Source organism: Achromobacter spanius (genome assembly GCF_039673305.1).
Taxonomy (GTDB): Bacteria; Pseudomonadota; Gammaproteobacteria; order Burkholderiales; family Burkholderiaceae_B; genus Achromobacter; species Achromobacter spanius_F.
The window spans coordinates 121748-144288 of record NZ_JBDJLJ010000009.1; the positions used below are offsets into that span (position 1 = coordinate 121748).

The window sequence follows — 22541 nt, forward strand, 5'->3', positions numbered from 1 at the left end:
CGCTCCAACGCTGACAACCAGCGGTTGTCACCTTAACAAAAATATAGCCTTCCCCGCAGCGCGGGCGATCCCTAATCTTGACGGCGACAAGAAACCGGGCCCTAGCCCGCGTAGCCCTCAAGGAGAAAGCCATGCCGATCTTCCCCTGCCGTATCCGCCGCGCCTTATCGCTCCTGCTGGCCTTGTGCGCCGCCACGGGCGCCGGCGCGGCCCGCGCCGAATGGCCGGAACGCCCCATCAAGCTCATCGTGCCGTATGTCGCCGGCTCCGGCCCCGACGTGGTGCTACGCCCCATCGCCGACGCGCTGGGCCGCGAACTGGGCCAGCCCGTGATCGTGGACAACCGCGGCGGCGCCGGCGGCATCGTCGGCACGCAGGCGCTGGCCGCTTCGGCGCCGGACGGCTATACGATCGGCTTCGGCAACCTGGTGACCCTGGCGATCAACAAGAGCATGTATGCGAAGCTGCCGTACGACCCGCAGCGCAGCCTTGCGCCCGTCAGCCTCGCCATCAGCAATGCGCTGGTGCTGATCGCGCGCAACGACCTGCCCGCAAGCAATGTGCAGGAGCTGGTCGCGTACGCGAAGAAGCATCCGGGCAAGGTCAGCGTGGGGTCGCTGGGCGTCGGGTCCAGCGCCCACCTGGCCGGGGAAATGCTCAAGAGCGAAACCGGCACCACCATGCTGCACGTGCCGTACAAGAGCGGCCAGCAGGCCGTGGTGGACATCGCGGGCGGGCAGCTCGACGTGATGATCGACAACGTGGCGGGCGTGCTGCCTTTCATCCGCTCGGGGCAGGTGAAGGTGCTGGGCGCCACCAGCCTGAAGCGCGTGCCGGTGCTGCCGGACGTGCCGACGCTGGACGAATCGGGGCTGAAGGGATTCGAGGTGGTGTCATGGGGCGGCATCGTGGTGCCGGCGGGGGCGCCCAGGCCAGTCATCGACAAGCTCAACGCCGCCATCGCGAAGGCGCTGCGGGACCCGGCGGTGCTCAAGCTGAACGAAACCCTGTCGGTGGACGCCACGCCGTCCACGCCCGAGCAGTTCGCCAGCCTCATCGCGACCGAGATTCCGCGCTGGGGGGCCATGGTGAAGCAATCGGGGGCGTCGGCCGACTGACCGCGTTGTTGTCGACAAGGAGACATCATGACGAACGAACTCTGGCGCTGGAGCGCGCAGGATCTTGCCAACGCCATCCGCAACCGCGAGGTGTCGAGCCGGGAGGCCGTGCAGAGCTGCCTGGACCGGGCGCGGCAGGTCAATCCCGCGTTCAATCCGCTGACTGAAATCTACGCCGGACAGGCGCTGCGCGCCGCCGACGCGGCCGACGCCGCGGCGCTGGCCAGGCAGGAACTGGGCATGCTGCACGGCGTGCCGGTGACGATCAAGGCCAACGCGGACCTGGCGGGCACGGCGACGACCAACGGGGTGGCGGCCTATCGGGACCTGACGGCCAGCGAGAACAATCCGGCCGTCGACAACTGGATCAAGGCGGGCGCCGTCGTCATCGGCCGCAGCAACGTGCCCGCGTTCTCGTGGCGCTGGTTCACCGACAACGATCTGCACGGACGCACGGTGAATCCGTTCGATGCGACGCGCACGCCCGGCGGCTCCAGCGGCGGCGCGGCCGTGGCGGCCGCCCTGGGCCTCGGCCCGCTGGCGCATGGCAGCGACCAGGGCGGATCGATCCGGTATCCGGCCTATGCCTGCGGCGTCGCGGGACTTCGGCCGTCGCAGGGGCGGGTGCCGGGCTACAACGCCAGCCAGCTGTCGGAGCGTCCGGTGGCCTCGCAGTTGGCCGCGACCCAGGGGCCCCTGGCCCGGTCGGTGGGCGACCTGCGGCTGGGATTGGCGGCGATGGCGGCGGGCGACTCGCGCGACCCGTGGTGGTCTCCCGCGCCGCTGGACCTGCGGCGGCCGGGCGACAGCAGGCGGGTGGCGCTGTTTCGCGGCGCGGCGGGGTTCCAGGCCGATGCGGCGGTGGACGACGCGCTGCTGCGGTCCGCGGCGTGGCTGCGGGATGCGGGATACGACGTGGAAGAGGCGGAGCCGCCCCGATTCGCCGAGGCCGCCGGTCTCTGGCTGAGCGTGCTGATGAACGAGGCGTCGGGTTCCATGGCCCGTGAAATCGAGCGCGCGGGCGATGCGGCCATCCAGCGCGCCTACCGCAGCATGCTGGCGCACGCGCCGCGCCTGGACAAGGATGGCTTCATCAAGGCGATGGCGATGCGCACGACCATCCTGCGGGAATGGGGCCAATTCTTCGAGCGCTATCCGGTTCTGCTGATGCCGGTGTCGTTCGAACTGCCTTTCCGGATCGATGAGGACCAGCAGGGCGAGGACGCCATGGCAAGCATGTTGCGCGCACAGAGTCCGCTCATTTCCACCGCGATCCTGGGTCTGCCGGGGCTGTCGGTGCCCGTCGGCATGTCGGCGGGCGTGCCCGTGGGGGTGCAGCTGGCGGCGGGGCGCTTCAGGGAAGATCTGTGCCTGGCCGCGGGCGAGGCGATCGAGGCGCGGGCGTCGTGGTCGGTGCTGGACCGGCTTGCTGTCTGACGCCGCGCCAACCAGGCCTACTGAGAAGGCGGTTCCGACCGCGCGCGGACGGTCGCGCCCAGCGCCGCGCCGTGCACCGCCAGATGCGCGCCCAGCTGGATGGCCTGCAGGATGCCGGCACGCGGCAGGCCCTGTGCGAGGCCTTCGGCGATCAGCGCCCGGGTGGTGGCCATGTCGCCATGGGTGAAGCAGGCGTGCAGGGCAATCCGCACCAGCAGGCGCTCGGCGTTGTCCAGGCCGCCGGGCGGCGCGCCGCCCTCAAGAAAGTCCAGCAGCACAGCCACGTAGCCCGGATCCTGCGCCGCGAGGCGCAGCATGCTGTCCGACTGCTCGGGCCATAGCGCGGCGATGCGCGCGCGCAAGGGATCGCCCATGGCCAGCGCCGGCAGCGGCGCGGCCTCGTGCAGCAGGTCGGCGGCGTTCAGCACCGCGCTCAGCCCCTGCAACGTCACCAGGTGCAGCACGCCGAAAATATCCGCGTCGGTGGCGCCGGCCTCGCGGGCCAGGCGCAGGTGCGTCGCGAGACCCGCCTCGTAGAGATGCGTGGCCGATGCATCGAGCGCCACGTAGATCAGTTCCACCATGCGCGGCGTGAGCGGGCCGGTCCGGGCGGGATAGCCCGCGTAATCGGCGTAGTGGACCAGGAATGCCGGATTGCCGCGCAGCAGCGCCTCGGTCCACGGACGCCAATAGCCGCGCGCGGCGATGAAGCGCGCCTTGATCGCCTCCAGGTCGTTCAGCGGCTGCATAGCGTCTGTCCCGTCAGGTATTGCGCCTGGGCGCCCGCGACGAAGCGCAGCAGCGGCGCGAGCACCTCGGGCGTCGTGCCGGGAGCGACTTCGACCGCGTTGATGCGGCGTGCGCCGGGCCCCCATTCGCAGGCGAGCGAGGCCACCAGCATGCGTGCCGCGGCGTGATCGCCCGCGTCGTCCCAGGCCAGGTCCGCGCCGCCGGGCAGCAGCAAGGTCAGGCTGCCGGGTCCGTCAACGCCGAAACGGCGCGCGGCCTCCAGCACGGCCGCCAGGCGTTGTCCCGGAGGGCTCGACAGCACGGTCGCATCCAGCACGGCGGGATAGCCGTCGGGCACGTCATTGCCGATCGGCGACGGCCAGTCGCCGCGAACGGTCAGGGCCAGCGGCGTATCGAGGGGAACACGGCATTCGCCAGCCGATGCCGCGTAAGTCTGGCTGCCGCCAAAGACGGAAGATCCACCGTCCACGCACAGCAGTCCGCCGGCCAGCGGCGCCGCGTGGCTGCTGGCAAGAAAGGCCAGGGCGCAGGCGATCTCCTCGGGGTCGGCCAGGCGGCCCAGCGGGATCTTGGCGACCGCGCGGGCCGGATCGAGACGGCCGGAAGCGATCAGGCCCGCCACCAGTTCCGTGCGGACATAGCCGGGGCAGAGCACGGCGACGCAGAGTTCGGGATCAGTTTGCGCCAGGGCGCGGCTCTGCGCGATCAGGCCGGCCTTGCTGGGACTGTAGCCCCCGCGCCAGGGAATGGCGCGCAGCCCGGCGCCGGAGGCGACGTTGACGACGCGCGCACCGGGCGCAAGCCGCGCGCGCAGGGTCTCCACCAGACGGGCGGGCGCGCGCAGGTTCAGGTCCAGCAGACGCTGCCAGTCCTCCGGCGCCTGCTCCACGGTGGGGCGGTTGCTGCTGTCGGTCATCCCCGCGTTGTTGAGCAGGGCGTCCAGCCGCGGCATGCCGTCCGCCAGCGCGGCGATCTGGTCCGCGTCGGTCAGGTCGACCGCGCGCACAAGGTGGTCCTGCCCTGCATGCGCGGGCAGTTCCGCGTGCAGCGCCTGCAACGCCGGCGCGTTCCGGTCCACCAGGACGCAGCGATGGCCCAGGCCCGCCAGCCGCACCGCCGTGGCCCGGCCGATGCCGCTGGCGGCGCCCGTCAACAGGACGGTATCCATCAGAGCGTGGTGAAGGTGATGCCGCCGTCCACCACCAGCGCCTGCGCCGTGATGAAGCGGGCTTCGTCGCTGGCCAGGAAGGCGATGGCGCCGGCCACGTCGTCCACCGTGCCCAGGCGGCCCATGGGCGTGCTGGCGACGCGGCGCGCATCGCGCTCGGCATTGCGGTTGCGCTGCGTGCCTTCGGTGGGCACCGCCGACGGGCACACCGCGTTCACGCGGATGCCGCGCGCGCCCAGTTCGGCCGCCGCGGCGCGCGTGACGCCCAGGACGCCGGACTTGATGCCCGAGTACACGATCGAATTCGGGGCGGACTTGAGGGCCGCGGTGGACGCCACGTTGACGATGGCGCCGCCGCGCTCGGGGTCCATGACCTCGGCGGCCGCCTGGATGCCCCAGATCACCGCCTTGAAGCCGATATCCAGCATGCGCTCCAGCGTCTCCGGCTGGATCTCGAGCACGCTTTGGTAGCGGACCCAGGCCGCGTTGTTGACCAGGATGTCCAGGCGGGAGCCATGCTCGGCCGCCTGCCTTACCGCCTGGCCGATGCCTTCGCGCGTGGACACGTTCTGGACCACGGGAAAGGCCTTGCCGCCTTCGGCGACGATGTCGGCCACCGATTCGTCCACCAGTTCCTGCTTGAGGTCGTTGATGCCGACCGTGGCGCCGCGCGCGGCGAGCAGGCGCGCCGTGGCGCGGCCGATGCCGGCGCCCGCGCCGGTGACGAGCGCCACGCGCCCCGCTAGATCTTGTTGCATGGTGTCTTCCTAAACCGATTGAATGTAGGCGCGCCCGATGTCGCGCGACTGGCCGGCGAATGCCGCGTCCAGCTTGCGCACCGCACGCAGCGCGTGGTGCAGCGGCAGTTCCCAGGTAAAGCCCATGCCGCCGTGCAGGTGGATGGCCTTCTCGATGACGAAGGCGGCGTTGGCGAGCGCGCCGGCCAGTGCCGGCCGGGTGTCGCGCGGGCCGCCGTATTCGTCGCAATGGCTGGCGCGGCGTATCGCGGCGCTGGAGACGTCCTGCAGCAGCCGCATGCGCGCCAGCAGGTGGCGCACGGCCTGCTTGGCCGACAGCGGCCGGCCGAACTGCACGCGCGTGGCCATGTAGTCCGCCGCCGCCTGCAGGGCGCCTTCGGCCGCGCCGTTGGCGAATTCGGCCAGCAGCAGGTGGGCCTGGCGCTGCAGGGCGGTCCAGGACCGGCTATCCAGGCGCGCGAGCACGGGGGCGCCGTCAAGCGCGATCCATGTCTGCGGATGATCGGGATCCAGCGCGGCCTGTTCTTCGCGCGGCAGTGCGCTGGCGCCGACAAGTGCCGCGCCGTCGCCGTCGGCCACCAGGACCCAGTCCGCGCGGCCGGTGTCCAGACGGACGTGTCCGGCCTGCAGGCTGCCTTGCCAGGCGATGGCGGCCAGGCGTTCGCCCGCGGCCAGGGCCGCCGCCTGGGGCGTGCCGGCAAGCGCGCGGGCGAGCAGGATCTGCTCGGCCAGCGGCAAGGGCAGGCGCAGGCGGCCGGCCGCGTGCGCGATGGGCAGCGCAAAGGCCAGGTCCAGATCCAGGCCGCCGTCGTCTTCGGCCGCCATCACGCCGCACAGGCCGGCCTGCGCCAGCACCTGGACCATGGCGTGGGCGTCCTGGCGGGTCAGGGCGTCGGCGATGGCCGCTTCGGCGGCCTGAGCGAATTCCTCGGGCCGCAGTTCTTCGTTGCTCATGTCAGGTCCTTGGGAAGATTCATGACGCGCTGCGCGATGACGTCGAGCTGGACTTCGGTGGTGCCGGCGTAGATCGTCTCGGCGCGCGAGAAGAGATAGGCCGTGGTGAAGGCCTTGTGGGCCCGCCGGGCCAGGGGGCTGGATTGCGGGCCGACCTGCGACAGCAGCGACAGCGCCAGGCCGGCGAAGGCCTGGTGGCATTCGGACCAGTACAGCTTGGTCAGCGAGCCGCGCGCGCCGATGGTCTCGCCGCGCAGCATGCGTTCCACCGTGAGTTCGACCAGGCCCTTCATGCCGTCGATCTCGCAGGCCAGGTCGCCCACGCGGCGCTGCACGTAGCCGTCATCCAGGGCCGCGGCAAGCCGGGCGTCGGATTTGCAGGCGGCGATGAGCTGGCGCAGTTCGCATTCGAAGCGCCAGGGGCGGTACATGCGGTTGGTGGCACGTTCGATCGACAGCACGCGGATGGCGGCGTTCCAGCCTTCGTCGGGCGCGCCCAGGCGCGCGCTGTCGGGCACGACCACGTCGTCGAAGAACACTTCCGCGAAGGATTCCTTGCCGTCGATCGACTTGATGGGCACGACGCGGATGCCCGGCGTGTCCATCGGCACCGCGAACATCAGCAGGCCGCGGTGCTTGTCGGCCACGGTGCCCGTGCGCGTCAGCAGCAGGCAGTAATGCGCCTTGGCCGCGCCGCTGGTCCAGATCTTCTGGCCGTTGATGCGCCAGTGACCGTCTTCCTGGACGGCCTTGGTGCGCAGCCGCGCCAGGTCGGATCCCGCGTCGGGTTCCGAGAACCCCTGGCACCAGTATTGCCGCATCGCCAGGATGGCGGGCAGGAAGTCCTGCTTCTGCTGCTCGGTGCCCACCGCCATGATGATGGGGCCGGCCAGTTCCTTGCCGATCGAGCTCACGCTCTCGGGCATCGGCAGCGCGCCGATTTCCTTGTTCACCGCCAGATGCTCGCGCAGCGTCAGGCCATGGCCGCCATAGGCCTTGGGCCAGGTCATGCCGGCCAGGCCCGCCTGGTACATCGCCGCTTCCCAGGCGCTGCTTTCGGCCAGCGTGGGAGCGCGCCATTCCAGGCTGTCGGCGCGCATGAAGTCCGGCAGGTTGGCGCGCAGCCAGGTGCGCGCATGCTGGCGGTAGGCCTCGGGTCCGGCGGCCGGGTCCGGCACCGCCACGTGTTGTTCAAATTGCATGTCTGTCCTCAATGGGCGGGCGCGGCGCGGGGGATCATCAGGGCGTCCAGCACGACGACGCCCTGGCCCTGCGGCCGCACCAGGATGGGATTCATGTCGATCTCGGCGATGTCGTCGCGATGCCGGAACGCAAATTCCGACAGGCGCGCCACGCTGCGCGCGGCGGCGGCGATATCGGCCTTGGCCTGGCCGCGCGCGCCGTCCAGGATGGGAAACATCTTCAGCGAGCGGATCATGGCGGCGGCCTCGTCCTCGGTCACGGGGGCGGCCTGGACCGCGACGTCCTTGAGCACCTCGGCGTAGATGCCGCCCATGCCGACCATGACGATGGGGCCGAAGACTGGATCCTGCGAAATGCCGGCGATCATCTCCGTGCCGCCGCGGACCATCGGCGCGACCAGCACGCCGTCGATGCGGGCGCCGGGGACGTGCCGCGCGACGCTGGCCAGGATCTGCGCATGGGCCTGCCGCACGGCTGCGGCGTCGTCCAGGTTGAGCTGCACGCCGCCAGCTTCGGTCTTGTGGGCGACGTCCTCGGACGCGATCTTCAGCACGACGGGATAGCCGATGGCTTCGGCGGCGCGGGCCGCGTCGTCGGCGTCGCGGGCGATGATTTCGCGGGGCACGTCGATGCCGGCCTTGCCCAGCGCCTGCTTGGCGTGGAATTCGTTGCGGAACACGGCCGGGTCCACGGGCTCGGCAGCGGACGGGCGGGCTTGGGCGTGGTCCGCGGACTGCAGGCGGCCCAGCGTGACCAGGCCTGCCAGGCCGGTGGCGGCCGCGTCGATGCTGGAGAACACCGGAATGCCCAGCGCGTTGATCTGCTCCACCGCGTCGGCCGGCCCCTGGCTGATGACCATGAGCAGACGGTCGGGATGGCTGGCGCGCACCTGGGCCAAGGCTTCGAGGTAGATGCCGCGCAGCCGGGTGTTGTAGAGCGACAGCGACATGAACAGCGCGAGCGAACCGCCGGAAGGATCGTCCAGCAGGGCGCTCAGCATCTTGAGCAGGATGTCGGGGCGGCTGGACATCTGCGCGGAGGCGTCCACCGGGTTGCCGGTGCTGGCGGTGGGCACGGCCTCGAGGATGCGGCGCTGCGTGTCGGGCGCCAGCGCGGGCAGGGCCAGGCCGGCTTCGCTCATCGCATCGGCCATCATGATGCCGAACCCGCCGGACGCGGCGACGAGCGTCACCGCGTCGTTGCGGGGCAGGCGGTCGGGCATCAGCAGCGAAGCGGCGTGTCCGATGTCGATCAGGGCCTCGACCGAGCGCACGCGCAGCACGCCGTGGCGGCGGAACACCGCGTCGATTACCGCATCCGAGCCGGTGAGGGCGCCCGTGTGGGACGCCGCCGCGGCCTGGCCTTTCTCGGTGGAGCCGATCTTCAGGATGATGACGGGCTTGCCGCGTTCGCGCGCCATGCGCAGCGCGTCGATGAGCTTGCCGGCGTCGCGGCAGGTTTCCATGCAGCAGAGAATGATGCGCGTGTCCGGATCCTCGGCCAGCGCGGCAATGCCGTCGGCGGCGTCCACGTCCGCCTCGTTGCCGGTGGCGATGAAGCGGCTCACGCCCATGCCGCGCCGCGCCACGCTCTGCATGGTGTGGCTGCCCACGTTGCCGGACTGGGACACGATGCCCACATGGCCGACGGGCGGCATGTTTTCTTCCAGCGCGATGGAGAACGAGCCGATCAGGCGTTCGGCCACGTTGACCGTGCCCAGGCAGTTGGGCCCGAGGATGCGCATGCCGTTGTCGCGGGCGATCCGCACCAGTTCGGCCTGCAGCGCCGCGCCTTGCGGGCCGGCCTCGACGAAGCCGGCCGACAGCACGATCGCCGCCTTCACGCCGCGCGCGGCGCAGTCGCGCAGCGCGGCCGGCGTCGCGGCGGCGGGCACGGCCAGGATGGCCAGCTCCGGCGCGGTCGGCGTGTCGCGCACCGAGGCGTAGGCGGGCAGGCCCTGGATGGCGCCACCTTTGGGATTGATGGGATAGACGGCGCCGCAATAGCCATGCTTGATCAGCATGTGCACCGGACGGCCGCCGATCTTGGTGATGTCGTCGGACGCGCCCACCACGGCGATGCCGCGGGCCTCGAAAAAGGCGGCCAGCCCCAGGCCGGGGCGTTGCGATTCTGCGGCCATGCTCAGCGTCCCTTGAACTGGGGCTGGCGCTTCTCCAGGAACGCCATGCGGGCCTCGCGCGCGTCCTCGGTCTTGGCGAGCGCCATGGTGAAGTCCTGCTCGAAGCGGTAGGCGTCGCGCTGCGGCATGAGATCGACCATGTTGGCCGCGCGCTTGGCGTACAGGACGGCCAGCGGGGCTTTCGACGCGATCTCGTGGGCCAGCGCCAGGGCCGCTGGCAGGAGCTGGTCGGGCGGCAGCACGTCTTCCAGCACGTTGCGGCGCAGCAGGTCGTGCGCGCTGAGCCGCTGGCCGGTATAGAACATGCGGCGCAGCGTGGACCGCCCGAACAGCGTGCGCAGCATGGACGCGCCGCCGGCCAGTCCCACATTGATCTCGGGCATGCCGAAGGTGGCGTTGTCCGAGGCGTACATGATGTCGCAGGCCGCCATGAGGCCCAGGCCCGCGCCGAGCGCCGCGCCGTTGACCGCCGCGATCACGGGCTTGGCGCATTCCTTGATCGCGTTGCCGGTTTCGCGGGTGATGCGGTTGTGCTCCAGGAAATCGCCGGCGATGTCCGCGTTGGGGCGGTCCTTCAGGTCGGCGCCGGCGCAGAAGACGCTGCCGCTGCCGGTCAGCACGGCGCAGCGGATGTCGTCGCGCTCGGAGATTTCATCGAAGATCGCCACGATGCGCCGGCGCATGTTGCGGTTCAGCGCGTTGACCGGCGCGTTGTTCAGCGTGACCAGGGCGACGCCCTCGCTGACCTCGAACTTGACGGGGGTGTCGCTCATGCCCGCACCTCGTTCGACTGGAAAGAAACAGGGGGGCGCATAGCGCCAAAGGCATGCTGCATCGTAAGTCTCCTGGGGCCGGATTGACCCGTCTTGTCGTCCATCCGTGCCAGGGGCGCCGGATTTTTTTTGATTTTAGGGAGGGGGTATGCGCGCGATCTACGCCAAAAATGGTGGTTGTGTTCTGCATGAAAGCGGCATATTCGCGCCTGCCCCGAGCCGATACCATGAGAGGCGAAATCGTCTGAAAGACGAACGAGACGGAGACGGGCGGCGGATGCAGATCGAACGTATTGGCGACGTGCGCGCGGCGCTGGGCGAGTGCCCGGTCTGGGACGCGGCGCGGGGACTGTTATGGATGGCGGACTGCCGCAAGGGCCTGATCCTGGCCGTGGCGCCGGACTCGGGCAGCGTGCAAAGCTGGCGGTTGCCCGCCCCGTTGGGCTCTTTCGCGCTCAACGGCGACGATGAACTGGTGGTGGCCTTGAAAGAAACCTTCGCGCTGTACCGGCCCGCCGATGGCAGCCTGCGCACGCTCGCGGGTATCGGGGACAGCCACCCCAACCTGCGGCTGAACGACGGCGCGCCCTTGCCCGACGGCAGTTTCGTGGCGGGCACCATGCATATCTACCGGGAAGACGGCGAGCCGCCTCTGGGCGGCCTGTACCGCCTGGACACCCGCGGGCGTCTCGACCGGATCGCGCAGGGCCTGGGGGTGGTCAACGGCCCGGCGCCGCATCCGGACGGAGAAAGCTTTTACGTCTGCGACAGCGCCGCGCGCCGGATCTATCGCTATCGGATCGACGGCGAGGGGCGCTTGTCGGACCGGGAAGTCTTCGTCGACACCAGCGCCTTCGATTCGGCGCCGGACGGCTGCTGCTTCGACCAGGCGGGCGGCCTGTGGACCGCGCTGGTCCATGCGGGCGCGGTCGCGCGGTTCGACCAGGAAGGCAGGCTCGACGTGCGCATCGATCTGCCGGTCAAGCACCCCGCGTCCTTGTGCTTTGGCGGAGAGGGGCTGACGGACCTGTACGTCACGTCGATCAGCGACAGCGGGCGCCTGTCGGCGGACGGGCCGCTGGATGGCGCGCTGCTGCGGATACGCGGCGCGGGCCATGCGGGCGCGCCCAGGGCGCGCTGCGCGATCCGCCCCTGAGTCAGTCCGCGCTGGCGGCCGCCGGTTTGCCGTAGGCCGCGAACCGAAGTTCGGCGCCCGACACGTGCGAGGCGACGAAATCCAGGAACAGCCGGATCTTCACCGGAATCATGGCGGTATCGAGGATGGTGGCGTACATGCCTTCCTCGAACGTCGTGTTGGTGACGCGGTAGTCCGGACACAGCCGGACCAGCGTGCCGCGCTCGATGTCGTGGTGCACGGTGTAGTCGTCCAGCAGGGCGATGCCTTCGCCCAACCGCGCCAGCTCGAGCAGGGCCACGCCATTGTTGGTGACATGGCGGGGCTTGATCAGCACTTCCTCGATGGTGTCGCCCTGCTTGAAGCGCCAGCAGTACTGGTCGCCGGGCAGCAGGTACGCCAGGCAGTCATGCTGCGCGACATCGGCGGGCAGCAGGGGAATCTGCCGGGACGCCAGGTACGCGGGCGAGGCCACCAGGTAGCGTTCGCTCTTGAACAGGATGCGCCGCTTCAGGCCGGCCTCGACGGGCGGCGAGATGCGGAAATCGATGTCGAAGTTGTTGCGCCGAAGGTCGGTCTTGGCTTCCGACAGCACCAGTTCAATGTGGATCTCGGGGTAGGCCTCGCGGAACGCGGCCACCAGTTGCGGCAGCACGCCCAGGCCGAACATCATGCGTGAATGCACGCGCAGGATGCCCTTGGGCGCGGCGCGGATCTCGGTGATGTTGCGGTGCGCCTCGTTGATGTTCCAGAGGATGGTTTCCAGCTGGCGGGCGTATTCCTGGCCGGCTTCGGTCAGCACGACCTGGCGCGTCGAGCGCAGCAGGAGCTTGACGTTCAGTTCGCTTTCGAAGTCGGTGATCATGCGCGACACCGAGGTGGCCGAGATGCCGAACTGGCGCGCGGTTTCCGAGAAGCTCTCGGTCTTCGAGATCGACAGAAAGAGCTCCATTGCGCGCAGTCTGTCCATCATTCCTCCACTTTATGCAGCACAGAACGCCGCTTTTCTTGTATTCCAGCCCATGACTACCGGCCTCTAGAATTTCCTCAAGGATTCATGCAAATAACTGAGGAGACCCCATGGAATTCGGCGTATTCATTCTGGCGCAGCAACGAGGTTACCACCAGTCCTCCACGCAAGTCATCAACAACTCCATCGAGCAGACGGTGGTGGCCGAGCAGGCCGGATTCGACACGGCCTGGTACGCCGAGCACCACTTCAACAACTATTCCCTGTCGCCTTCGCCGCTGATGACGGTGGCGCATGCGGCGGCCAAGACGAAGCGCATCCGGCTGGGCACGGCGGTGTGCATCCTGCCGCTGTATCACCCGGCGCGCTTCCTGGCCGAAGTCGGCTTCGTGGATACGGTGTCCAACGGCCGCCTGGAACTTGGCGTCGGTTCGGGCTACCAGCAGTTCGAGTTCGATCGCTTCGGGGTCAAGATCGAGGATTCGGGCGCCATCTTCAACGAGTTCCTCGACGTCATCCCCAAGGGCCTGACGCAGAAGATCTTCGAGCACGACGGCAAGTTCCTGAAGATTCCCCCCAGTTCGATCGCGGTGCGGTGCGTGCAGGATCCGATGCCGCCGCTGTGGATCACGTCGGGCAACCCGGTGACGCTGAGCCGCGGCGTGCGCGAGAACCACAACCTCTTCGTGACGGCGCTGCTCAAGGGCAATGACGCGATCGCCGAACTGCGCGGCAGGCTGGAAAAAGTGGCCGAGGACAACGGCAAGGACCTGGACCGCGATGTGAAGTTCGGCTTCCTGCGCTGCGGCTACGCCTCGGACAACAAGGCCGAGATCGATGCCTATCTGGATTGCGCGCGCTTCCAGCGCCGCATTTCGGAAAGCCTGAAGTTCCGGCGAGCGCAGAGCGACGACGGCTACATGGTGAAGGAAGTCCCGTCGGAAACCGATCCCACGTTCGAGCAGCTGCGCCAGAACCTGCCGGTGGGTTCGGTCAACCAGGTCATCGACAAGATGCTCGAGGAAATCAGCATCCTGCGGCCCAAGCACATCGCGCTGCAGACCCAGCTGGGCGATTTCGACCAGAAGACGATGCTCAAGCAGATCGAGCTCTGGGGCGACAAGATCATTCCCGCGATCCGCAAGGAAGTCGGCAGTTCGACAGTCCTTGCCTGAAGGAGGGCGACATGCGTATCTACCTGAGCAACGCCGGCGCGATCACGCTGCGCGACCCGGCGGATTTCCGCCGGCTGGATGTCATGGCGGACCCCCAGCCCGCCGAGCGCCTGGAGCGGGCCATCGCCCGGATCGGCCGGCGCGAGGACGAGGGCCATGTCCGGCTGTCTCCGTCGGTGCTGCGATTCCTGTCGCAGCACGCGGGCGACCCGGCGTGGGAGGCCGGCTTCTCGGCGATGGTGGACTACGCGGCGCGGCACGGCTGGGTCGATGACCGGGGCGAGATCCGCGCGCACATGGTCGTCAACGAGCGCGACGAAGTGGTGTCCGTCGACGACTTCAAGGCGGCGATGCGGTCGCTGCCGGCTGGCATCAGCGCCGTCAGCACGGGCGACGGCGAGCAGATCGCCGGCATGATCGTGTCCAGCCTGACGTCGATCTCGGCCGATCCGCCCATGGTGGGCTTCTTCGTGCAGCAGACTTCGTCGGCGCGCGAACCGTTGCTGCGCAATGGACGATTCGTCGCCAACATCCTGGGCGAAGGCCACGGCGAAGTCATCCAGGCGTTCCTGAGCAAGCCGCAGGGCGAGGCGCGCTTCGCCCAGGGCGGATGGGTCATGAACGAGCATGGCGCGCCCGTCCTGCCGGACGCGCTGGCCAGCATCGAATGCGATATCGTCTGCACCGAGATGCTGGGGACGCACGACCTCATCGTCGGCAAGATCCGCCGGACCGCCTGCCGCGAGGCGCCGCCCGTGATCAATTTCAACGCGGCCACGCACCGCATCGCGCCGGCCCTGCTGCAGTAGCCGGCAACCCGGTGCGCCATCAACGAAACAGCCCGCCATAGGCGGGCTGTGTTGTTTGTACGGACGCCGCTTTCGGGGCGGCACGCCGCATCAGTCCAGGACGATCTGGTTTTCCTTGATGACCTTGCCCCAGTACTGGCGGTCGGATTCGAGCTGCGCCTCCAGCGCCTGCGGTCCGCCGGCCTTTTCGATCTGTCCGTTGGTGGCCAGCAGTTTGCGGAAGCTGTCGGACTGGACCGTCTTGATGGCGGCCGCCGAATAGGCCTGGATGATGTCGGGGGGCGTGCCCTTGGGCGCGTGCAGGGCGGTCCAGTAGCTGGCCTTGAGCTGCGGATAGCCCAGTTCGGCGACGGACGGGACCTCGGGCAGCGCCGGGTCGCGCTGGTCCGTCGTGAGCGCCAGGATCTTGACCGCGCCCGCCTTCTGGTGGTCCGCCAGCGCGATGGGCGTCATGTAGGAAAGATCGTTGCGCCCCGTGATCAGGTCGATCAGGCTGGTGGGCGTGCTTTTGTAGGGGACGGCAGTCAGGGGGATGTCGAGCGCCTTGGACAGGATCAGGCCGTACAGGTCCGTGACGCTGCCCGGTCCCAGGGAACCATAGGTCAGGGCGCGCTTTTCGTGCCGGGCGTAGGCGACCAGGTCGGCGATCGAGTTCACGCCGATCGTCGACGGGACGGTGATGGTCAGCGGGCCGTCGAACATCATCGCCACGGATTCGAAGCTGTCGAAACCGTACCTCAGGCTGGGGCGCAGCAGGATGTTGAGGGAAACGGGTCCGGATCCGCCCATCAGCAGCGTGCCGCCATCGGCGGGCGCGCGCGCGACCTGGGTGGCGCCGATGATGCCGTTGGCGCCGGGCTTGTTCTCCACGATGAAATTCAGGCCCAGCTCCGCGCCCATGCCTTCGGCCAGCAGGCGCGCGAAGTTGTCGTTGGGGCCGCCGGCTGCGTAGGGAACGATGATGGTCACGGGCTTGGGCGCGGCGCGCAGCGGCCGGGCAAGCATCATGAGGGTGCCGGCCGCGATGAAGCCGCGGCGCGTGAGCGTGTGCATTGTTGTCTCTCTCCAGATTCCCGCCGCCATGCAGGTCCGTGCCTTCCGCGGGCCGGACTCTATGTTTTTTGACGCTGGCGGCCGGGTCGGCCGGCGTTTGGGGGCCGGCCTTGGGTTATCTCAGAAGCCGATGATAAGTTCTATCGGACCTGGCGATTACCCCGTCGATATGCAGAACAGTTCTGCGAAGGGCGCGGTATTCCGATCCCCGCGCGGAGCAATTATGCCGAACTAGCGCCAGGAACGGGGCTGCGCCGTGGGCTCGATGCTGATTTTCGCAAACCGGTACAGCGCATCCTGGTCCAGCACCGTCAATCCGCCGTAGTGCGTTTGCAGCACCCCGGCGCGGGCCAGCTTGGTCAGGGCGGCGTTGCAGCGCTGGCGCGACACGCCGCACAGGCTGGCGATTTCCTCTTGCGAGATCTTCAGGCGTCCCTGGGTGCCCGAGTGGACCTCGGCGTCCAGTTGCGCCGCGACGGCGCGCGCCACCGTGGTGTCGACGTCGAGCAGCACGTTGCCGGTGTAGCAGCCCATCAGCCAGTTCACCCGCTGCGCCAGGTGCGTCATCAGCGCCTTGGTGAATTCGATGTTGTTGTTCCACAGCCGTTCGCAGGTGTCGCGGGGCAGGATCACGACGCGGCTGGGCCGCAGGGCCACGACTTCGTATTCGAAGCGCTCGCGGCGGATCATGGTGGCCTCGCCGAACCAGCTTCCGGTGCTGAATCCCGCCAGCGACAGCGTCCGGCCGTCGGTGCCGGGCGACGACCACTTCACCAGGCCTTCCACCACGCCATACCAGCCGGGCGAGCGCGCGCCGGCGCGGAACAGGTATTCGCCGGCGGCAAGCTGTACCGTGCGCAATTCCGAGCGGACCACGCTGCGCTCCAGTTCCGGCAGGCCCTTGTACCAGGGCACCACGTCCAGCATGCGGTCCACGGGGCAGTGCGCGAGCCGCCGGCTCGCGCATGACGCGTCGTTGCCCGCCAGGGCAGGCTGTCCCCGCATGGTCGTCCCCTGTCTGGTTACGGAATGCCGCCCAGGTAAACCCTAGGCGCCTTTGTCAACATGATGACTGTCCGAGGGGCGGCCGGGCCGCAGAATGATTGACGCCCTTCGGGCCAAAAACCATAAGAGGAGACCGGTATGTTGTCAATGCCACGCATGATGTCCGCCACCGCGATCGCCTGCGGTATGACTATGACGCTCCTGCACGCCACCGCCGCCCAGGCGCAGGTTTCGGACGATGTCATCCGCATCGGCTTCATCACCGACATGTCCGGCGTGTACTCGGGACCGGATGGCCCCGGCGGCGCGGAGGCCATCAAGATGGCGATCGAGGAGATGGGCGGCGAGATCAACGGCAAGAAGATCGAACTGCTGACCGCCGACCACCAGAACAAGGCGGATGTGGCTTCGGCCAAGGCCCGCGAATGGTTCGACCAGCGCGGCCTGGACATGCTGATCGGGGGCACCAATTCCAGCACCGCGCTGGCGATGTCCAAGGTGGCCGCCGACAAGAAGAAGCCGATCATCGTGGTGGGCGCGGGCGCCCCGGCGCTGACCAACGAGCAATGCACGCCCTACACCCTGAACTACGCCTACGACACCGTCGCGCAGGCCCGCGGCACGGGCGCCGCCGTGGTCAAGGCGGGCGGCAAGAGCTGGTATTTCCTGACGGCCGACTATGCGTTCGGCCACGCGCTTCAGGCCGACACGACCACCGTCGTCAAGACGGGAGGCGGCACGGTCGTGGGCTCGGTGAAGCATCCGCTGGCCGCCAGCGACTTCTCGTCGTTCCTGCTGCAGGCGCAGGGCAGCAAGGCCGAGATCCTGGCCCTGGCGAACGCCGGCGCGGACGCCACGAATTCGATCAAGGCCGCCAATGAATTCGGCATCACGAAGACCATGAAGCTGGCCGGCATGATCATGTTCATCAACGACATCCACGCCATGGGGCTGCCGGCGGCGCAGGGCATGTACCTGACCGACAGCTGGTACTGGAACGCGTCGGACGACACCCGCGCCTGGGCCCGCAAGTTCTTCGAACGACGGCAGGCCATGCCTTCGTCGCTGCAGGCGGCGGACTATTCGGCGGCGCTGCAGTACCTGCGCGCGGTCAAGGCCACGGGCACGGACGACGCCGACAAGGTGCTCGCCTATCTGCGCGGCAACAAGCTGAACGACATGTACATCAGGGACGGCGTCGTCCGCCCGGACGGCCGCGTGGTGCACGACATGTACCTGCTGCAGGTGAAGTCGCCGGAACAGTCCAAGGAGCCCTGGGACTACTTCACGGTGCTGCAGGCCATCGATGGCAACGAGGCCTTCACGAAGCAGTCCGAGAGCCGCTGCGCGCTCTGGAAATCCTAGGAGAGCCCTCATGGCCAAACGCAAAGTGATCGTGACCATCGCCCCGACCGGGGGCATGGCGCTGAAAAGCCAGAACCCGCACCTGCCCACGCAGCCCGCGGAGATCGCCGAAGACGTCTACCGCTGCTACAACGCGGGCGCCAGCGTGGTGGCCCTGCACGCGCGGCGTCCGGACGATCTGGCCACCTGCGACGCCTCGGTCTATCGCCGGATGAACCAGCTGATCCGCGAGCGCTGCGACATCGTCCTGAACAACTCGACGGGGGGCGGCGTGCACGGCGACATGGTCGCGGAGACGTCGCCGGGCACCTGGGAGATTCTCTGGCAAGAGCGCCTGAAGGGCATGGATGCCGGCGCCGAGATGTGCACCCTGGACGCCACCACGCTGAACCTGGCCTTCGGCGACCGCGAATACCTGATGAACACGCCGCTCAGCAAGGGGCGCGAACTGGCGGCGGGCATGAAGGCGCGCGGCATCAAGCCCGAGTGGGAGGTCTTCAGTCCCACGCACATCCTGCAGGACGTGACGACGCTCATCAACGAGGACCTGGACGAGGGGCCGCATTTCATCAACCTGGTGATGAACGTGCACCGCAACTTCCAGAACGCCATGCCGTTCTCGCCGCGGCACCTGCAGATGATGGTGGACCTGCTGCCGCGCAACAGCGTCTTCTGCGTCAGCGGCATCGGGCCGTCGCAGCTCGAGGCCAATATCAGCGCGCTGCTGCTGGGCGGCCACGCGCGGGTCGGGCTGGAAGACAACCTGTACTACCGGCACGGCGAGCTGGCCACCAACGTGCAGCTGACCGAGCGCATCGTGCGCATCATCCGTGAACTGGACATGGAGCCCGCCACGCCTGCCGAAGCGCGCGAGATCATGGGCCTGCCGCTCAAGAGCGGCATTCGCCCCGAGTTCGCGCTTTGATGCATCACCCGGCCGGCGCGGCGCGGGCCGCGCCGGCGCAATCCATCCATCGGGGAAGGACATGATCGAATCATTGAAGGGCGCGCGCGTCCTGGTCACGGCGGGCGCGCAGGGCATCGGGCTTGCGATCGCGCGCAAGTTCCTGGACTCGGGCGCGGACGTGCATGTCTGCGACGTGGACGAACAGGCGCTCCGGGCGGCGCGGGAAAGCCTGCCCGCCCTGAGTGCCAGCCTGACGGACGTGTCGGACGAGCCGCAGGTGCTGGCAATGTTCGCCGCGCTGGCCGGGCGCTGGGGCGCGCTGGACGTGCTGGTCAACAATGCGGGCGTATCCGGCCCGACCAGCCGCCTCGAGGACACGACGCTGGACGCCTGGCAGAACACGCTGGACGTCAACCTGACCGGCACGTTCCTGTGCGCGCGCAGCGCGGCGCCGCTGCTGCGGGCCGCCGGCGGCGGATCCATCGTCAATATTTCTTCCGTCGCGGGACGCCTGGGCTTTTCCCTGCGCACACCCTACAGCGCCAGCAAGTTCGGGCTGGCCGGCCTGACGCAGACCTGGGCGATGGAACTGGGGCCGTCGAACATCCGCGTCAATTCGGTGCTGCCGGGCGTTGTCTCGGGCGATCGGGTCGAGCGCATCATCGCCGCCCGGGCGGCGGCAGGCGGCGTCAGCAACGACGAGATGCGCGAGCAGCTGGTGGAAAAGGTGTCGCTGCGCCGCATGACCAGCCCCGAGGATGTGGCCAACCAGGTCGCCTTCCTGTGCTCGGACGAGGGCGCCATGATCAGCGGGCAGAGCATCTCGGTGTGCGGGAACGTGGAGTATCTGGGCTGAGGGCTGCGTGGCAGGCGCGCGGCGCCCGGGTAATATGGACTGCCCGATGTGGGCAGTTCCGATACCTCAGGCAGACCGCATGGCAACCACATTCCAACTCGACACGCTGAAGATGCGGATGGGCGATGCCGAGTTCCAGCCGCTGGACCTGCACCAGCGCATTCAGCGCGCGTTGCGCGCGCTGATCCTGGACGGCGCGCTGGGCCCCGGCATGAAGCTGCCGGCGACACGGGGCCTGGCAGCTTCGCTGGGCGTGGCGCGCGACACCGTCGAGAATGCCTATGTCCAGCTGCATCGCGACGGCTACATTGTGCGGCGCGAAGGCTCGGGCAGCTACGTGTCCGAGACGGTGGGCGCCGAGTTGCTGGGGGCGCGGCGCAGGCGTGCAAGGTCGCAGCACGCGGCCCGCGCGGCCGTGGCGGCGGACCCGGGCCTGAGCCGGCGCGGCCGCGGGGTCCACGACAGCGGCGGCGTGGCCGACCAGCAGGCGGTCAGGGCGTTCGCTACGGGGCTGCCCGAGACGCGAACCTTTCCGACGGACATCTGGGAACGCCTGCAGCGCCAGGTGATGAAGGACCATCGCGGCCATGTGCTGCTGCACGGCGATCCGCAGGGCACGGAGCCGCTGCGCAGGGCGATTGCCGCCTACTTGAACCTGGAGCGCGGCGCTCGGGTGTCGGCCGGCCAGATCCTGGTGCTGAGCAGCACCCGCCAGGCGCTGTTCCTGTGCGCGCAGTTGCTGGTGGACGCCGGCGGCCCCATCCTGATGGAGAACCCCGGCTACTTTGGCGCCAGGAAGGCGTTCGAGGCCGCACAGGCGCAGGTGGTGCCGATCGACGTGGACGCACAGGGCATACGCACGGACCTGCTGCGGGCGGATCGCAGCGGCGCCAACTGCGTCTACGTGACGCCGTCGCACCAGTATCCCACCGGCGCCACCCTGTCGCTGGCGCGCAGGCTGGAATTGACGCGCTGGGCGGACCAGAAGGGCGGCTGGATCATCGAAGACGACTACGACAGCGAATTCCATTACGACGGACTGCCGACCGCCTGCGTGCAGGGCGTGGACGGTCACGACCGGACCTTGTATATCGGCACATTCAGCAAGACCCTCTATCCGGGACTCAGGATCGGGTACATGGCCTTGCCGCAGGCGCTGGTCGACGCATTCGCCCGCGCGCGCAGCATTATGGACGGCCATACGCCGCAGGCGCTGCAACTGACGCTGGCGCGTTTCATGGAAGACGGGCACTACAACGCCCACGTCCGCGCCATGCGAAAGCTGTACGCGTCGCGCAGGCAGACCCTGCTGGATGCGGTGGCCAGCCATCTTGCCGGCATCGCGGTCGCGGTCCGGCCGCCGGGCGGGCTTCAGATTCCCTGCCTGCTGGAGCCGGGATGGTCGGAAGAAAACACCATCCGACGGGCGGCGGCGGCCGGGCTGGCGTTGCCCGGTCTCAGCCGGCTGTACGCCGGCCAGGACGGCGTGCAGGGCTGGCTGCTGGGCTACGCGGCCCTGGCCGGGCACGAGATCGAAGCCGCGGTGCTGCAGCTGCGCAATGCCCTGAAGCGGCCTTAGGGCTTGAGCGCGCCGCCGATCAGCGTGCGGTGGCCGCCGTGGATCAGCAGGTGCGCCGTCAGGCCGGCGACCAGCCCCCAGAACGCCCCGCCCACCCCAAGCAGGGTGATGTTCGCGGCGGTCGCCAGGAAGGTGATCAGCGCCGTCTCGCGGGTGCGCGCGTCGGCCATTGCGTTGGCGAGGCTGCCGCCGATGGCGCCCAGCAGGGCCAGCCCGGCGAGCGTGGTGATGAACGCCTTGGGCAGCACCATGAACAGCGCGGCCAGCGTGACGCCGAAGGTCCCCACCAGGATGTAGAAGCATCCGCAGGCCAGGCCCGCGAGGTAGCGCTTGCGCGGGTCTTCGTGCGCGTCCTTGCCGGTGCAGATGGCCGCGGTGATCGCCGCCACGTTGAACGCATGCGCGCCGAACGGGGCCATGACCAGCGACCCCAGGCCGGTGGCGACCAGGATCGGGCTGGCGCTGGTCTTGTAGCCGTCATTGCGCAGCACCAGCATGCCGGGCATGTACTGGCCGGTTAGCGTGATGACGAACAGCGGCAGCGCAACGCCAAGCAGGGCATTCAGGGAAAACCGGGGCATCTCGAACACGGGCGCGGCCAGGCTGAGACGTACGGCCGAGAAGTCGATTTGGTCCTGCGCGATCAGCAGCGCCAGGCCGATGGCCAGGATGCCGACCACGGCGAAGCGGGACGTGAACCGCTTAAGCAGCGCATAGGACACCACCAGCATGATGACCAGCAGCGGATCGGCGCTGGCGCCGCCGAACGCGCCGACGCCGAACTGCAGCAGGATGCCGGCCAGCAGGCCCGCGGCGATGCCGCCGGGGATCATGCGGACCAGTTTTTCGAAGGCGCCGGACAAGCCCAGCGCGACGAAACCCAGCGCGGAAACGAGGTAGGCGCCGATGACCTCGCCGTAAGGCGTGAACGGCATCACGGTGGCGAGAAAGGCGGCCCCCGGGGTGGACCAGGCCGTGATGATCGGCGCCTTGTAGCGCCAGCTCAGCCACGCGCCCGTGACGCCCACGCCGACCGACACCGCCCACACCCACGAGGCGGTCTGGGCGGGCGTCAGACGCGCCAGTTCAGCGGCCTGGAACACCAGCACGAAGGTGCCGCCGTAGTTGACCAGCACCGAGATGAGCGCCGCGACGGTCGGCAGGAGAAAATCGGCGGGGCGCAGGGCTGCCGGCGATGTGTTCATGAATCACTCCACGCTTGGGAAAGGGACCGGCCAATGCGCGGGCCGGGGCCAAGGCAGGAGTCTAGATCAAGGCGGCATGGCGTTTCAGGCCGCATTTTCAAGCTGCGGCAGACCACTTTCGGGCGGTCTGCGGTGGCAGTGTTGCGCAGGGCGTAGCGGCTGGCGTCGGTCTTGCCGGTCT

The 22541-nt window shown here is 68.8% G+C and carries 20 protein-coding genes; 9 read left to right on the forward strand and 11 right to left on the reverse strand.

Translation table 11 applies throughout. The features are described from left to right. The first annotated feature begins 131 nt into the window (after positions 1–131). Both ABE485_RS10910 and ABE485_RS10915 read left to right on the forward strand, forming a co-directional pair. The gene (locus tag ABE485_RS10910) at positions 132–1118 is read left to right on the forward strand and encodes a Bug family tripartite tricarboxylate transporter substrate binding protein (RefSeq protein ID WP_346515316.1); all 987 of its coding nucleotides are present in this window, start codon (positions 132–134) and stop codon (positions 1116–1118) included. A gap of 27 nt (positions 1119–1145) precedes the next feature. Further along, a complete protein-coding gene (locus tag ABE485_RS10915; RefSeq protein WP_346515317.1) occupies positions 1146–2555 on the forward strand; it encodes an amidase family protein in 1410 nt (469 codons plus the stop codon). A gap of 17 nt (positions 2556–2572) precedes the next feature. On the opposite strand, the gene ABE485_RS10920 is transcribed toward ABE485_RS10915, so the two are convergent. The 7 genes from ABE485_RS10920 to ABE485_RS10950 are packed head-to-tail and all read right to left on the reverse strand — an operon-like array spanning position 2573 to position 10301. Beyond that, positions 2573–3304, reverse strand: a complete 732-nt coding sequence (locus ABE485_RS10920) for a carboxymuconolactone decarboxylase family protein (RefSeq protein WP_346515318.1) — start codon at positions 3302–3304, stop codon at positions 2573–2575. After that, positions 3292–4473, reverse strand: coding sequence for an SDR family NAD(P)-dependent oxidoreductase (locus ABE485_RS10925; protein WP_346515319.1), 1182 nt, complete (start codon positions 4471–4473; stop codon positions 3292–3294). The genes ABE485_RS10920 and ABE485_RS10925 overlap by 13 nt, the downstream gene beginning before the upstream one ends. Continuing rightward, positions 4473–5231, reverse strand: a complete 759-nt coding sequence (locus tag ABE485_RS10930; RefSeq protein ID WP_346515320.1) for an SDR family NAD(P)-dependent oxidoreductase — start codon at positions 5229–5231, stop codon at positions 4473–4475. The genes ABE485_RS10925 and ABE485_RS10930 overlap by 1 nt, the downstream gene beginning before the upstream one ends. 9 nt (positions 5232–5240) lie before the next feature. Further along, positions 5241–6185 (reverse strand): acyl-CoA dehydrogenase, encoded by a 945-nt coding sequence (locus ABE485_RS10935; RefSeq protein ID WP_346515321.1) that lies wholly within the window; start codon positions 6183–6185, stop codon positions 5241–5243. Then, a complete protein-coding gene (locus tag ABE485_RS10940) occupies positions 6182–7387 on the reverse strand; it encodes an acyl-CoA dehydrogenase family protein (protein ID WP_346515322.1) in 1206 nt (401 codons plus the stop codon). Before ABE485_RS10940 ends, ABE485_RS10935 begins: the two co-directional genes overlap by 4 nt. Before the next feature lie 8 nt (positions 7388–7395). Beyond that, the gene (locus tag ABE485_RS10945) at positions 7396–9528 is read right to left on the reverse strand and encodes an acetate--CoA ligase family protein (protein WP_346515323.1); all 2133 of its coding nucleotides are present in this window, start codon (positions 9526–9528) and stop codon (positions 7396–7398) included. 2 nt (positions 9529–9530) lie between these two features. Further along, positions 9531–10301, reverse strand: a complete 771-nt coding sequence (locus ABE485_RS10950) for an enoyl-CoA hydratase/isomerase family protein (protein ID WP_346515324.1) — start codon at positions 10299–10301, stop codon at positions 9531–9533. Between the two features lie 277 nt (positions 10302–10578). On the opposite strand from ABE485_RS10950, the gene ABE485_RS10955 reads away from it, so the two are divergent. Continuing rightward, positions 10579–11457, forward strand: coding sequence for an SMP-30/gluconolactonase/LRE family protein (locus ABE485_RS10955; protein ID WP_346515325.1), 879 nt, complete (start codon positions 10579–10581; stop codon positions 11455–11457). Between the two features lies 1 nt (position 11458). Here the strand turns inward: ABE485_RS10955 and ABE485_RS10960 are convergent, their stop codons facing one another. After that, positions 11459–12406 (reverse strand): LysR family transcriptional regulator, encoded by a 948-nt coding sequence (locus tag ABE485_RS10960; protein ID WP_346515346.1) that lies wholly within the window; start codon positions 12404–12406, stop codon positions 11459–11461. A 110-nt stretch (positions 12407–12516) separates the two neighbouring features. On the opposite strand from ABE485_RS10960, the gene ABE485_RS10965 reads away from it, so the two are divergent. Next, positions 12517–13581, forward strand: coding sequence for an LLM class flavin-dependent oxidoreductase (locus ABE485_RS10965; protein WP_346515326.1), 1065 nt, complete (start codon positions 12517–12519; stop codon positions 13579–13581). Between the two features lie 11 nt (positions 13582–13592). Continuing rightward, entirely contained in the window at positions 13593–14390 is a 798-nt protein-coding gene (locus ABE485_RS10970) for a flavin reductase family protein (RefSeq protein WP_346515327.1), read from the forward strand. A gap of 90 nt (positions 14391–14480) precedes the next feature. On the opposite strand, the gene ABE485_RS10975 is transcribed toward ABE485_RS10970, so the two are convergent. Both ABE485_RS10975 and ABE485_RS10980 read right to left on the reverse strand, forming a co-directional pair. Next, entirely contained in the window at positions 14481–15443 is a 963-nt protein-coding gene (locus tag ABE485_RS10975; protein ID WP_346515328.1) for a tripartite tricarboxylate transporter substrate binding protein, read from the reverse strand. Positions 15444–15674: 231 nt separating this feature from the next. Then, entirely contained in the window at positions 15675–16448 is a 774-nt protein-coding gene (locus ABE485_RS10980) for a Crp/Fnr family transcriptional regulator (protein ID WP_346515329.1), read from the reverse strand. A 147-nt stretch (positions 16449–16595) separates the two neighbouring features. Here ABE485_RS10980 and ABE485_RS10985 point away from each other — a divergent pair, with 147 nt between their 5' ends. The 4 genes from ABE485_RS10985 (at position 16596) to ABE485_RS11000 (ending at position 21155) form a co-directional block, all read left to right on the forward strand. Further along, a complete protein-coding gene (locus ABE485_RS10985; RefSeq protein WP_346515347.1) occupies positions 16596–17813 on the forward strand; it encodes an ABC transporter substrate-binding protein in 1218 nt (405 codons plus the stop codon). Positions 17814–17823: 10 nt separating this feature from the next. Next, complete coding sequence (locus tag ABE485_RS10990) at positions 17824–18738, forward strand: 3-keto-5-aminohexanoate cleavage protein (RefSeq protein ID WP_346515330.1); 915 nt, start codon at positions 17824–17826, stop codon at positions 18736–18738. 61 nt (positions 18739–18799) lie between these two features. Next, positions 18800–19576 (forward strand): SDR family oxidoreductase, encoded by a 777-nt coding sequence (locus ABE485_RS10995; RefSeq protein WP_346515331.1) that lies wholly within the window; start codon positions 18800–18802, stop codon positions 19574–19576. Between the two features lie 79 nt (positions 19577–19655). Beyond that, the gene (locus ABE485_RS11000; RefSeq protein ID WP_346515332.1) at positions 19656–21155 is read left to right on the forward strand and encodes a PLP-dependent aminotransferase family protein; all 1500 of its coding nucleotides are present in this window, start codon (positions 19656–19658) and stop codon (positions 21153–21155) included. Here ABE485_RS11000 and ABE485_RS11005 read toward each other — a convergent pair. Then, positions 21152–22360 carry a benzoate/H(+) symporter BenE family transporter gene (locus tag ABE485_RS11005; protein ID WP_346515333.1) on the reverse strand — a complete coding sequence of 403 codons (1209 nt, stop codon included), beginning with the start codon at positions 22358–22360 and terminating at the stop codon, positions 21152–21154. The two genes, ABE485_RS11000 and ABE485_RS11005, sit on opposite strands and share 4 nt — an antisense overlap. Positions 22361–22541 lie beyond the last annotated feature (181 nt).